Source organism: Streptomyces sp. NPDC127068, from assembly GCF_042724695.1.
Lineage (GTDB): Bacteria > Actinomycetota > Actinomycetes > Streptomycetales > Streptomycetaceae > Streptomyces.
On the sequence record NZ_JBHXEN010000070.1, the window covers coordinates 1 to 12,311 of the forward strand.

At 70.5% G+C, this 12,311-nt stretch carries 10 protein-coding genes and 2 tRNA genes; 9 read left to right on the plus strand and 3 right to left on the minus strand.

Annotated elements, in window-relative coordinates; all coding sequences use genetic code 11:
• The first annotated feature begins 445 nt into the window (after positions 1-445).
• From ACFWIA_RS31425 to ACFWIA_RS31435, 3 genes are all read left to right on the plus strand, one after another.
• A complete protein-coding gene (locus ACFWIA_RS31425) occupies positions 446-886 on the plus strand; it encodes a molybdenum cofactor biosynthesis protein MoaE (protein WP_387010652.1) in 441 nt (146 codons plus the stop codon).
• Between the two features lie 126 nt (positions 887-1,012).
• Positions 1,013-1,177 (plus strand): hypothetical protein, encoded by a 165-nt coding sequence (locus ACFWIA_RS31430; protein ID WP_387010653.1) that lies wholly within the window; start codon positions 1,013-1,015, stop codon positions 1,175-1,177.
• A gap of 79 nt (positions 1,178-1,256) precedes the next feature.
• Positions 1,257-2,345, plus strand: coding sequence for a PDZ domain-containing protein (locus tag ACFWIA_RS31435; RefSeq protein ID WP_387010654.1), 1,089 nt, complete (start codon positions 1,257-1,259; stop codon positions 2,343-2,345).
• A gap of 42 nt (positions 2,346-2,387) precedes the next feature.
• Here ACFWIA_RS31435 and ACFWIA_RS31440 read toward each other — a convergent pair whose 3' ends face one another.
• The gene (locus ACFWIA_RS31440; RefSeq protein ID WP_387010655.1) at positions 2,388-2,957 is read right to left on the minus strand and encodes a PPA1309 family protein; all 570 of its coding nucleotides are present in this window, start codon (positions 2,955-2,957) and stop codon (positions 2,388-2,390) included.
• A gap of 140 nt (positions 2,958-3,097) precedes the next feature.
• Here ACFWIA_RS31440 and ACFWIA_RS31445 point away from each other — a divergent pair, with 140 nt between their 5' ends.
• The 5 genes from ACFWIA_RS31445 (at position 3,098) to ACFWIA_RS31465 (ending at position 9,404) form a co-directional block, all read left to right on the plus strand.
• Positions 3,098-6,076 (plus strand): UPF0182 family protein, encoded by a 2,979-nt coding sequence (locus tag ACFWIA_RS31445; RefSeq protein ID WP_387010679.1) that lies wholly within the window; start codon positions 3,098-3,100, stop codon positions 6,074-6,076.
• Between the two features lie 155 nt (positions 6,077-6,231).
• Positions 6,232-6,305: transfer RNA gene (locus ACFWIA_RS31450), tRNA-Met, on the plus strand.
• 223 nt (positions 6,306-6,528) lie between these two features.
• Complete coding sequence (locus tag ACFWIA_RS31455) at positions 6,529-8,334, plus strand: sel1 repeat family protein (protein WP_387010656.1); 1,806 nt, start codon at positions 6,529-6,531, stop codon at positions 8,332-8,334.
• Positions 8,335-8,488: 154 nt separating this feature from the next.
• Positions 8,489-9,274 carry an SAM-dependent methyltransferase gene (locus ACFWIA_RS31460; protein ID WP_387010657.1) on the plus strand — a complete coding sequence of 262 codons (786 nt, stop codon included), beginning with the start codon at positions 8,489-8,491 and terminating at the stop codon, positions 9,272-9,274.
• A 56-nt stretch (positions 9,275-9,330) separates the two neighbouring features.
• Positions 9,331-9,404: transfer RNA gene (locus ACFWIA_RS31465), tRNA-Met, on the plus strand.
• Positions 9,405-9,771: 367 nt separating this feature from the next.
• Here the strand turns inward: ACFWIA_RS31465 and ACFWIA_RS31470 are convergent.
• A complete protein-coding gene (locus ACFWIA_RS31470; RefSeq protein WP_387010658.1) occupies positions 9,772-10,188 on the minus strand; it encodes a Fur family transcriptional regulator in 417 nt (138 codons plus the stop codon).
• A gap of 127 nt (positions 10,189-10,315) precedes the next feature.
• On the opposite strand from ACFWIA_RS31470, the gene ACFWIA_RS31475 reads away from it, so the two are divergent.
• Positions 10,316-11,788, plus strand: a complete 1,473-nt coding sequence (locus ACFWIA_RS31475) for a catalase (RefSeq protein ID WP_387010659.1) — start codon at positions 10,316-10,318, stop codon at positions 11,786-11,788.
• A gap of 108 nt (positions 11,789-11,896) precedes the next feature.
• Here ACFWIA_RS31475 and ACFWIA_RS31480 read toward each other — a convergent pair whose 3' ends face one another.
• Positions 11,897-12,298: a cyclic nucleotide-binding/CBS domain-containing protein gene (locus tag ACFWIA_RS31480; protein WP_387010660.1), complete on the minus strand. Its 402-nt coding sequence runs from the start codon at positions 12,296-12,298 to the stop codon at positions 11,897-11,899.
• Positions 12,299-12,311: the final 13 nt, after the last annotated feature.

Below are 12,311 nucleotides of genomic sequence, written 5' to 3' on the forward strand. Positions count from 1 at the left end.
CTGCGGGCATGTCGTGGTTGCCCGCGCAGTTCCCCGCGCCCCTATGGGGCTGCCCCTCTGAGGGGCTCAGCCGGCCCGAGGCGCCCCGATAGGGGCGCGGGGAACGGCGCGGGCAACCCCGGCCTACCCGCGCCGTGGCAGCGCACCCCAGCGGGAGCGCCCGTAAGGGGCGCGGGGAACTGCGCGACGAGCCACAGCGCACCCGCAGCCGACCGAACCACGGCAGGAGGCACCACCCGGGGGCGCGGGGAACTGCGCAATCGCCCAGCGCACCCGCACGGGACCGCGCACCCCCAGCGGAACGCACCCGAAGGGGGCGCGGGGAACTGCGCGGGCGACCACCGCGCACCCGCACGGGACAGCGCACCGTGAGGGGACCCGGCTGCACTGCGCGGGACCGCGCACTCCGTGTCCTAGGGTGTACGGGAACGAGGGGGGCACCGAGATGGACGAGCCGAGCGAAGCGAACACCGTGCGACTGGTCGCGATACGCGAGGAGCCCCTGTCCCTGGACGAGGTGTTCCACGCGGTGGGCGACCCCACAGCAGGCGGCACCGCCCTGTTCGTGGGAACGGTCCGCAACCACGACGCCGGCGCGTCCGTGGAGGGCCTCGGCTACTCCGCCCACCCCACGGCCCAGACCGAACTCCGCCGCGTCGCGGAGAAGGTCGCCGCGGACTTCCCGGTCCAGGGCCTCGCCGCGGTGCACCGCGTGGGCGACCTCTCCGTGGGCGACCTCGCAGTGATCGTCGCGGTGTCCTGCCCGCACCGGGCGGAAGCCTTCGCCGCGTGCCGCAGACTGATAGACGACCTCAAGCGGGAGGTCCCCGTCTGGAAGCACCAGCGCTTCTCGGACGGCACGGAGGAGTGGGTGGGCGCCTGCTGAGGCCCCCGCTTCGCCCGGCCGGGTCCTCCGCTTGCGCAACCGCCCCCCTGGCGTGAGCGTGGTCACTGCGGACGGTTAATCTGCTGATCAGTCAGTTGGGGTCACACACCGGGTTGGGAGGTCGGCATGGCGGCCATCGCCTGGTTGCTGATTCCGCTTTTCGCCGCGCTCGGCGCGGGCCTGTGGGGCAGTTGGGCCACCAGGACCCGCCGCACCGGCGACGGACCGGAGCTGGCCGGTTACGAACGGTTCCGCGCGGCCATGGAGAAGAGCCGCTCCGACGCGGTGTGAGGGGCGCATCCGGAACGCGGGCGACCCGTCCGGGCGGACTGGGCGGTGCGATCACCGGCAGGTCCCGTACTGTCGTTCCATGCCACGCCGCACGACGACGATGCTCGCTTCCACCGTGTTGCTGATCGCGCTGCTCTGCGCGGGAGTGCTCATCAAGACGCCGTACTCGGAGATGTCCCCGGGTCCCACCGTGAACACGCTCGGCGAGCACGACGGCGAGCCGGTGCTCCAGATCGGCGGCCGCAAGACGTACCCGACGACCGGCAACCTGAACATGACGACGGTCCGCGTCACCAGTGCCGACTACCGGATGAACCTGGTGGAGGCGGTGTACGGCTGGCTGGCCCACGACAACATCGTCGTGCCGCACGACACGCTCTACCCGGACGGCAAGACGGAGCAGCAGTCCAACCAGGAGAACGCCGAGGAGTTCACCCAGTCCCAGGAGAGCGCGAAGGTCGCCGCGCTGGAGGAGCTGGACATCCCGGTCCAGTCCTGGGTGATCGTCGCCTCCGTGGTCAAGGGCAGCCCCGCCCAGGGCAGGCTGCACGCCGGTGACGTCATCAAGAGCGTGGACGGCAAGCCGGTGAAGGCGCCCGCGGACGTCGCGAAGCTCGTCACCCGGCACGAGCCAGGCGAGAAGGTCGTCTTCACGGTCATCCCGGCGAAGGACGCGGCCGAGGCGGAGAAGACCGGCAAGCCGGCCACCCGCACCGAGGACGTGACCGTCACCACCAAGGAGGCCGAGGACGGGAAGCGGGCGATCGTCGGCATCCAGGCCGGGACCGACCACACCTTCCCGTTCAGCATCGACATCAAGCTCGCCGACGTCGGCGGTCCGAGCGCCGGGCTGATGTTCGCCCTCGGCATCGTGGACAAGCTCACCCCCGAGGACCTCACCGGCGGCAAGTTCGTCGCCGGCACCGGCACCATCGACGACGACGGCAAGGTCGGGCCGATCGGGGGCGTCGAGATGAAGACCGTGGGCGCCCGGGAGCAGGGGGCCGAGTTCTTCCTCACCCCGAAGGACAACTGCGCGAGCGCCGCCGAGGACGTCCCCGACGGGCTCACCCTGGTCAAGGTCGACACCATGGACGACGCCATGCAGTCCCTGGAGGACATCCGCGAGGGTCGGACGGACCGCCTGCCCACCTGCTCCAAGGGCTGAGCCCCGGGGCCGGGCGGCGGGCCCGTCCGGCCCCGCGGGGGCCTACTCGGCGAACGTCGCCGTCAGGGCGTCGGCCAGACCCGGCACCAGGTCGGAGCCGGTCAGGACGTCCGTCGCGGAGTCCTTGTCGCGCAGCCGCAGCGCCGAATCGCGGGAGCCGTCGCGCAGCACCGCCACCGTCATCCGGACCTCCTGGCGGTCCGGGTGCCGGGCGACCCAGCCGGCGAGCTTCGCGCCGTCCAGGCCGGCCGGGACGGACGCCTCGGCCGACGGGGGCAGCATCAGCCGCTCCACCGACAGGGCGCAGCCGGCCACGGCGTCGGGCCAGGCGATGGTGCCCAGGAACTCGTCCAGCGCGGTGCCCGCCGGAACCTCGTCCTGTTCGATCGGGGTCAATGAGCCACCCGGGTTGGGGGCGGCGGGGTCGTCGGCGAGGCCGAGCCGCGCGGCGAGCGTGGGTTCCTGGGAGCGCAGTCGATCCGTGTCGACCAGGGCGAACAGTCGGGCGGGCTGGTCCCAGCCCAGCCCGGAGATGTACTCGTCGATCTCCAGCACGGCCCGCGTCAGCGGACCGGCGGCCATCGGGGTGCCTGAGTTGGCGGTGTTGGACATGGTCACAATCCTGCCTCGTTCACCCCCGGAACCGGGAACCGAGTAAAGCATCAGTAAGTTGCATAGGTGAGACCCCTGCGTTCGTGGGGGTCCGGTAGCAGAACTACAGCGACTTCGAGGTGCGCACCTTGGCTTTCCAGATGCCGGACCGCGGCGGAGGCCCGACCGGGCCACGGATCAGAGTGGGCCGACCGTCCCGGCGGGTCCGCACCCTGCTCATGACACTGGGCGTCCTGGCCGTGCTGGCCATGGTGTTCGTCATGTTCGCGGGGTTCTGGACGGACTGGCTCTGGTACCGGTCGGTCAACTACTCGTCGGTGTTCACGACGACCCTGTGGACCAAGATCGGGCTGTTCCTCGTCTTCGGACTGCTGATGGCGGCCTCCGTCGGCGTGAACATCTGGCTGGCGCACCGACTGCGTCCGCCGTTGAGCGCGATGTCGACCGAGCAGCAGAACCTCGACCGGTACCGCATGGGGATCGCCCCCTATAAGAAGTGGATCCTGCTCGGACTCACGGCGATCGTGGGGCTGATCGCCGGGGCGTCAGCCGCGGGCCAGTGGCGCACCTGGCTCATGTGGGTGAACGGCGTCGCGTTCGACAAGAAGGACCCCCAGTTCGGTCTGGACGTGTCGTTCTTCGCCTTCGACCTGCCCTGGTACCGCTTCCTGCTGGGCTTCGGCTTCGCCACCGTGGTGCTCTCGCTGATCGCCGCCGCCCTGACGCACTACCTGTACGGCGGGCTGCGGGTCACCAGCCCCGGCGGGCGGGCCACCGCCGCCGCCACCGGGCACCTCTCGGTGCTCCTCGGCATCTTCGTCTCGCTGAAGGCGATCGCCTACTGGCTCGACCGGTACGGGCTCGCCGTGAAGTCCAGCGACTTCAAGGCCACCGACAACTGGACCGGCCTGCGCTACGTCGACGCCAACGCGTACCTGCCCGCGAAGACGATCCTGTTCTTCATCGCGGCCATCTGCGCCGTGCTGTTCTTCGCGACGCTGTGGCGGCGCACCTGGCAGCTCCCGGTGATCGGGTTCGGCCTGATGGTGCTCTCCGCGGTCCTGATCGGCGGCCTGTACCCGGCGATCGTGCAGAAGTTCCAGGTCCAGCCGAACGAGCAGGCCAAGGAAGCGCCGTACGTCGAGAAGAACCTCAAGGCGACGACCGAGGCGTACGGCATCTCGGACATCAACGTCACCGACTACCCGGGCAAGAGCAACACCACGGACAAGGCGAAACTGCGCCAGGACGCCGACAAGGCGGCCAGCATGCGCATGATCGACCCGAACGTGGTGTCGCCGACGTTCCAGCAGCTCCAGCAGATGCGGAACTACTACGCCTTCCCGGCCAACCTCGACGTGGACCGCTACAAGGGCCCCGACGGCAAGGAGCAGGACACCGTCATCGGTCTGCGCGAGCTGGACCTGAACGGCATCCCGAAGAACAACTGGATCAACGACCACTTCCGCTACACCCACGGGTACGGCGTGGTCGCCGCGAAGGGCACCGAGGCCACACCCGGGGGCAGCCCCGTCTTCACCGAGTCGGACCTGCCCTCCAAGGGCACGCTCGGCGACTACGAGCAGCGGATCTACTACGGCGAGAAGACGACGCAGTACTCCATCGTCGGCGGGCCGCAGAGCGAGATCGACTACTCCGACGACAAGGGCGAGAAGACCACCCGGTACAAGGGCGACAGCGGCGTCAACCTGTCGAACCCCCTGAACCGCGCGGCGTACGCCGTCGCCTTCGGCGAGCCGCAGATCCTCTACTCGGGCGCGATCGGCGACGGCTCCCGCATCCTGTACAACCGGGTGCCCAAGGAGCGCGTCGAGGCGGTCGCGCCCTGGCTGACCATCGACGGCGACGCCTACCCGGCGGTCGTCGACGGCCGCATCCAGTGGATCGTCGACGCGTACACCACCACCAACGGCTACCCGTACGCGTCTCGCACCACCCTCGGCGACACCACGGCCGACTCGCTGACCGAGCGCAACAACCAGCGGGCGGTGGTGGCCCAGCAGAACCAGGTCAACTACATCCGCAACTCGGTCAAGGCGACGGTCGACGCGTATTCGGGCGAGGTCAAGCTGTACCAGTGGGACACCCAGGACCCGGTCCTCAAGACCTGGATGAAGGCGTTCCCGGACACGGTGCAGCCCAAGAGCGAGATCTCCCCGCTGCTCATGGACCACCTGCGTTACCCGCAGGACCTGTTCAAGGTCCAGCGCGAGCTGCTGACCCGCTACCACGTCGGGGACGCCGACGCGTTCCTCAGCGGCAGCGAGGTGTGGCAGGTGCCGGACGACCCGACGAACCGGTCGGGCAAGGCCGTGCCGCCGTACTACCTGAGCATGCGGATGCCGGACCAGAAGGACCAGGCGTTCTCCCTCACGACGACGTTCACGCCGAACGGACGGGACAACCTCAGCGCCTTCATGTCGGTCAACGCCGAGGCGGGCACCTCCGACTACGGCAAGATCAGCATCCTGAAGATGCCGTCGGCGGAGACGATCGACGGGCCCAAGCAGGTGCAGAGCAAGTTCAACTCGGACACGGCCATCGCCGAGAAGATCAGGCTGCTGCGTGGTGGTGACTCGGAAGTCGAGTACGGCAACCTGCTGACCGTGCCCCTGGACGGCGGACTGCTCTACGCGGAACCGGTCTACGTGCGCGGCGGCGGGCTGAAGTACCCCCTGATGCGCCGGGTGCTGGTCACCTACGACGGCAAGACGGCGTTCGAACCGACGCTGGAGAAGGCGCTGAACGTCGTCTTCGGCGCGGAGAAGGCGAGCCCGCCCGAGAAGCCGGAGACCAACGAGCCCCAGCCACCGGGGGAGACCCCGCCCGAGCCGCCGGGCAGCGCCGATCCCACCGTCCAGGAGGCACTCGAAGAGGCCCAGCGGGCCTTCGACGACGGCCAGCAGGCGATGAAGGACAACGACTGGAAGGCGTACGGCGAGGCCCAGACCAAGCTCAAGGACGCGCTGAAGCGGGCCGAGGAGGCCCAGCAGAAGGCGGACGAGGGTGCGGACGGCAAGCCGGCCGGGAAGCCCGACGAGGAACCCTCAGGGGAATCCTCCGACAAGCCTGCCGAGAAGCCGGCCCGGGGCGCCTGACCCGGGCGGCCGGACCACTCCCGGGGGCGCGGCGCACACCGCGCGCCCCCGGGGCGGCCCGCACGCTCCGACGAGCACCCGAGCGTCACGGGGGCGGGTGCTCCGCCGGTGGGAAGATCACCCGCCCACACCGTGCTAAGGTCTAAACAACACGACGCGGGGTGGAGCAGCTCGGTAGCTCGCTGGGCTCATAACCCAGAGGTCGCAGGTTCAAATCCTGTCCCCGCTACTGAAGGCGAAGGCCCGGAAGCCAAGCTAGCTTCCGGGCCTTCGTCATGTGTGTGTGGACGCGGGCGCGGGCGGTGTGCACGCCGCGCTCAAGGGCACGAGCGTCAGGGAGAGTTGGGGTCAACGTGTTTGACTTGTCTCTGTGTGGGCATGTCGACAAAACGCTGTAGTGACCTCGCTGACTGCGGTGTGTCAGAAATGCCCAGGTTGCGGGTGGTGCGACGATGGATGTTATGGGGGACAAGGCAACTCTGTGGGAGACAGGGCGATTTGCGCAGCCCGTCGACCGGGACGAGACCGGCGCGGCGGCCGAGGAGGAACGCCACCGCGCCGCGGCCGACGCCGGTGACACGGAGGCCCTGAGCGTCCTCGGGGCGCTCCTCCTGCGCCGCGGCGACCTCGACGGGGCCGAGCCCCGACTGCGGGCCGCCACCGCCGCCGGCGACCGGGCCGCCGCCAACAACCTGGGCGTCCTGCTGCACCAACGCGGCTACTCCGACGAGGCCGCCGGCTGGTGGCGGATCGCCGCCGTCGCCGGTTCCGCCGCCGCCGCCCACGCCCTCGGACGCCACCAACGCGAACGCGGCGACGAACCCGCCGCCGAGTACTGGCTGCGCCAGTCCGCCGAGCAGGGCCACGCGCTCGGCGCGTACGCGCTCGCCGACCTGCTGGAGCACCGCGCCGACGCCGGAGCCGAGGAGTGGATGCGGGCCGCCGCCGAACGCGGCCACCGGGAAGCCGCCTACCGGCTCGCCCGCCGGCTCGACGAGCGCCCCGACGCCCCGACCCCCGCCCCGGCCGACCGTCCGTCCCGACCGCGGGCGGCCGGCGAGGCCGAGCAGTGGTACCGCCAGGCCGCCGCGCGCGGGCACCGGCAGGCCGCCCTCCACCTGGGCGCCATCCTGGAGGGCCGCGGCGACCTCAAGGAGGCCGGCCGCTGGTACCTCACCTCCGCCAAGGACGGCGAGGCCCGCGCCGCCTGCGCCCTCGGGTACCTGCTGCGCGACGCCGGGGACGTCGAGAACGCCGCCGTGTGGTGGCTGCGGGCCGCCCAGGACGGCGACGGCAACGCCGCGAACGCCCTCGGTGCGCTGCACGCCCAGCGCGGCGAACCGCAGAGCGCCGAGCGCTGGTACCGCGCCGCGATGGACGCGGGCGACGTCAACGGCGCCTACAACCTCGCGCTGCTGTACGCCCAGCAGGACCGCACTGCGCAGGCCGAGCAGTGGTACCGCCAGGCCGCCTACGCCGGGCACCGCGAGGCGGCGAACGCGCTCGCCGTCCTGCTGCTCCAGGTCGGTGACGCGGCGGGCGCCGAGCCCTGGTTCTCCAAGGCGGCCGAGGCGGGCAGCGTCGACGCCGCCTTCAACCTGGGCATCCTCTGCCAGGGGCGCGGCGACGAGGCCGGCGCGGTGCGCTGGTACGGGCGGGCCGCCGCCGCCGGACACACCGAGGCCGCCCTGCACGTGGGCATCGCCAGGCTCCGCGACGGCGAGGAGCAGGAGGCGGAACGGCACCTGCGACGGGCCGCGGGCGGCGGCAGCGCGGAGGCCGCGTACCGGCTCGCCGCGGTGCTGGACGCCCGCCGCCCGCCCGCTCCCGCACACGAGTTGGGGGAGCCGGTACTGGAGCGCACCGAGTGCGAGGAGTGGTACGAGCGGGCTGCCGAACAGGGGCACCGACGGGCCCAGGTGCGGGTCGGGATGTTCGCCTCCGCACGCGGCGACGTCGTCGAGGCGGCCCGCTGGTACCGCCTCGCGGCGGAGGCCGGCAGCCGCAACGGCGCCTTCAACCTGGGGCTGCTGCTCGCCCGGGAGGGCAGCGAGCCCGAGGCCGCGCTGTGGTGGAAGCGGGCCGCCCGCGCCGGGCACGGACGGGCCGCCCTGCGGCTGGCGCTGCTGCACGCACGGCGCGGCGAGTTGGCCGAAGGCCAGCGGTGGGCCGACCTCGCGGTGTCCCTCGGACCCGAGGAAGTCGCCGCGCGCGCCGCCCGGTTGAGGGACGCGCTGGGCGAGGAACTCTCCGCCTGACGCCGTGCGGTGCCGACCCTCGGGCCGAGTCCGGGATTGACGATCCGTCATTCCTGAAAAAAGGGGTGCCCGCGATAACTGTGGCGCGCCGCACGGGGGTTAACCTGGCGGCTGGATATCGCCCGTACGGGTGGCACAGGGACGGAGAGTCGCGGTGGCGGAGGAAATCGACACGAGCAAGCCCAGTATCGCGCGGGTGTACGACGCGGTCCTCGGTGGCAAGGACAACTACGAGGTCGACCGCGTGGTTGCCGAAGGGGTCAAGCAGACGGTGCCCCACATCGGGGACGTGGGGTGGTTCAACCGGGCCGTGCTCGGCCGTGCGGTCAGCCACCTGGCGTCCGAGGTGGGCATCAAGCAGTTCATCGACCTCGGTGCCGGGCTCCCCACGCTGGAGAACACGCATCACGTGGCCCAGCGGGTCAACCCCGACGCCCGTGTCGTCTACGTCGACAACGATCCGATCGTCCTCGCCCACGGTCGCGCCCTGCTGGAGGAGAACGCGAACACCGGCGTCTCCAACGCGGACCTGCGCGACCCGCAGAACGTGCTCCAGGAGCCCGCCGTCAAGCGGCTGATCAACTTCGACGAGCCGGTCGGCGTGCTGCTCGTCGGCATCCTCCACCACCTGCACGACGACGAGGACCCCAAGGGCATCGTCGACGAGTACATGTCCCACGTGCCCGCGGGCAGCCACCTGGTGATCACGGCGTTCTGCGACACCGGACCGGAGGCGCGGGCCGTCGAGCAGACGATGCTGCACCTCCTCGGTACGGGGCGCTTCCGCACCACCGAGGAGATCACCGCGTACTTCGACGGGTACGAGCTGTTGGACCCCGGGGTGGTGTCCCTGCCGTTGTGGCGTCCGACCGAGCCGGTCGAGGAGCCGCTGAACGTCGCGCAGCGACTGATGGCCGGGGGGGTGGCCCGCAAGCGGTGAGCGGCGGGCTGCGATTTGCTCCCCACCCGTGCGTCACGTACAGTTCAGTTTACCGACGCGGGGTGGAGCAGCTCGGTAGCTCGCTGGGCTCATAACCCAGAGGTCGCAGGTTCAAATCCTGTCCCCGCTACTTGAAGACAAGGGCCCAGAGGCTTCGCCTCTGGGCCTTAGTCGTGCTCCCGTGCAGGTGCGTCGTGGGTTGCTCGCGCAGTTCCCCGCGCCCCTGGGTGGTGCCTCCTGCGGTGCGCTGTCCCCTGCGGGTGCGTCGTGGCTCGTCGCGCCGTTCCCCGCGCCCCTATCGGGGCACACCCCAGGCCCCCCGGGAGCCCCTCAGCCTGGACAGAGCCCCTCAGGGGGAGCCCCCTAGGGGCGCGAGGAACGGCGCGGGCAACCACGACGCACCCGCAGGAACACCACACCGCAAGAGGCAACCCCCTAGGGGCGCGGGGAACTGCGCGGGCAACCACAGCGCACCCAGCGGAAAGTGCGCCGTCCGGCTAGTTACTCGTGCAATGGGGGCAGAGGCCCTTGAACGTCATCTCCACCGCGGACACGGTGAACCCGAACCGCTCCGAATCGGGGAGATCACCCAACGGATTCCCCAACGGATGCACATCGCGAATCGCACCGCAGCCCGAACACACCAGGTGGTGGTGGGGCCGATGCGCATTCGGGTCGTACCGCTTGGCCCGCTTGTCGGTCGCCACTTCGAGCACCTCGCCCAGCGAGACCAACTCGCCGAGCGTGTTGTACACGGTCGCCCGGGAGATCTCCGGCAGCCGGACCACAGCGCGCGCGTGCACCTCATCGGCGGTCAGATGGACGTGCTCACCGTCGAGGACCTCGGCCACGACACGGCGCTGTGCGGTCATCCGCCAGCCACGTCCACGCAGCCGCTCCAACAGGTCACTCATGCGCATCAGCCTAACAGCAGGGGGACCTTGATCCCGAATGGGTGTGACTTTGGAGAGTTGCTTGACTTAGACATTGTCCATTGTAGGATCGGCTACGGCATTGGCCAAGAGGTCAAACTGGCTCAGGATGACGCAGGAGGCGCACGTGACGTCGCAGGGACCGCTCACCACGGAGGCCGGCGCTCCGGTCGCCGACAACCAGAACAGCGAGACCGCGGGCGTCGGTGGTCCGGTACTGGTCCAGGACCAGTCCTTGCTGGAGAAGCTGGCGCACTTCAACCGTGAGCGCATTCCGGAGCGGGTCGTCCATGCGCGCGGCGCGGGTGCGTACGGCACGTTCACGCTGACCCGGGACGTCACCCAGTGGACCCGGGCGAAGTTCCTCTCCGAGGTGGGCAAACAGACCGAGACCTTCCTCCGGTTCTCGACCGTCGCCGGCAACCTGGGCGCGGCCGACGCGGTGCGCGACCCGCGCGGCTTCGCGCTGAAGTTCTACACCGAGGAGGGCAACTACGACCTCGTCGGCAACAACACCCCGGTGTTCTTCATCAAGGACGCCATCAAGTTCCCCGACTTCATCCACACCCAGAAGCGCGACCCGTACACCGGCTCGCAGGAGGCGGACAACGTCTGGGACTTCTGGGGGCTGAGCCCCGAGTCCACCCACCAGGTGACCTGGCTCTTCGGCGACCGGGGCATCCCCGCCTCGTACCGCCACGTGAACGGCTACGGCTCGCACACCTACCAGTGGACCAACGAGGCCGGCGAGGTCTTCTGGGTCAAGTACCACTTCAAGACCGACCAGGGCATCAAGAACCTCACCCAGGCGGAGGCCAACCGCCTCGCGGGGGAGGACCCGGACAGCCACCAGCGGGACCTGCGCGAGGCGATCGAGCGCGGCGACTTCCCGTCCTGGACGGTCCAGGTGCAGGTGATGCCCGCGGCCGAGGCGGCGAACTACCGCTTCAACCCGTTCGACCTCACCAAGGTGTGGCCGCACGAGGACTACCCGCCGATCGAGATCGGCAAGCTGGAGCTGAACCGCAACCCGGAGAACGTCTTCGCCGAGGTCGAGCAGTCGATCTTCAGCCCCGCGCACTTCGTGCCGGGCATCGGCCCGTCCCCCGACAAGATGCTCCAGGGCCGGCTGTTCGCGTACGGGGACGCCCACCGCTACCGGGTCGGCATCAACGCCGACCACCTCCCGGTGAACCGTCCGCACGCCACCGAGGCGCGCACCAACAGCCGGGACGGCTTCCTGTACGACGGGCGCCACAAGGGTGCGAAGAACTACGAGCCCAACAGCTTCGGCGGTCCGTTCCAGACCGACCGGCCGCTGTGGGCGGCCACCACGGTCACCGGTTCGACCGCCAACCACGTGGCCCCCGGCCACGCCGAGGACAACGACTTCGTCCAGGCCGGTGACCTGTACCGGCTGATGTCGGAGGACGAGAAGTCCCGTCTGATCGAGAACCTCTCGGGAGCCATCGCCCAGGTGTCGCGCGACGACATCGTCGAGCGCGCGGTGAACAACTTCCGGCAGGCCGACGGGGACTTCGGGAAGCGTCTGGAAGCCGCGGTCCAGGCCCTGCGCGGCTGAGGGCGACGGGGGTGCGGTGCGGGGTCGACCCGCGCCACGCCCCCGGTGTGTGGGACGACGGCCGGGCGGAGGTCATCCGCCCGGCCGTCGCACGTCGTGCGCCCGGGGTCAGCCGATCGCGCTGGCCGCCCGGCGCCGCGCCGGCACCCAGCAGCGCAGGACGTCGCGGACCGAGACCACCCCGACCGGTTCGCTGTCGCCGAGCACGATCAGATGGCGGAAGCCGCCGCGGGTCATCGCGTCCGCGGCGTCCTGGAGGGTCCACGCCTCGGCGGCGAAGACCACGTCGGTCGTGGTGTGGGCTGCGGCCGTCTCCCGGTCGGGGTCCTGCCCCAGGCCGATGGAGACGAGGATGTCGCGCTCGGTCAGGATGCCGAGCCCGCTGGTGTCGGGGTCGAGGACGACGGCCGCGCCGACGCGGCGGGCCGACATCAGGGAAGCGGCCCGGCGCAGGGTGTGCGCGGGGCCGATGGTGAGGACCACCGTGCTCATGGCGTCGCGGACGAGCATGGTCGAAAGCCAC

Coding starts and splice junctions, on each gene's coding strand:
- ACFWIA_RS31425 (WP_387010652.1), top strand. CDS start 446: ATGGACGAGCCGAGCGAAGCGAACACCGTGCGACTGGTCGCGATACGC.
- ACFWIA_RS31430 (WP_387010653.1), top strand. CDS start 1,013: ATGGCGGCCATCGCCTGGTTGCTGATTCCGCTTTTCGCCGCGCTCGGC.
- ACFWIA_RS31435 (WP_387010654.1), top strand. CDS start 1,257: ATGCCACGCCGCACGACGACGATGCTCGCTTCCACCGTGTTGCTGATC.
- ACFWIA_RS31440 (WP_387010655.1), bottom strand. CDS start 2,957: ATGTCCAACACCGCCAACTCAGGCACCCCGATGGCCGCCGGTCCGCTG.
- ACFWIA_RS31445 (WP_387010679.1), top strand. CDS start 3,098: ATGCCGGACCGCGGCGGAGGCCCGACCGGGCCACGGATCAGAGTGGGC.
- ACFWIA_RS31455 (WP_387010656.1), top strand. CDS start 6,529: ATGGATGTTATGGGGGACAAGGCAACTCTGTGGGAGACAGGGCGATTT.
- ACFWIA_RS31470 (WP_387010658.1), bottom strand. CDS start 10,188: ATGAGTGACCTGTTGGAGCGGCTGCGTGGACGTGGCTGGCGGATGACC.
- ACFWIA_RS31475 (WP_387010659.1), top strand. CDS start 10,316: ATGACGCAGGAGGCGCACGTGACGTCGCAGGGACCGCTCACCACGGAG.
- ACFWIA_RS31480 (WP_387010660.1), bottom strand. CDS start 12,298: ATGCTCGTCCGCGACGCCATGAGCACGGTGGTCCTCACCATCGGCCCC.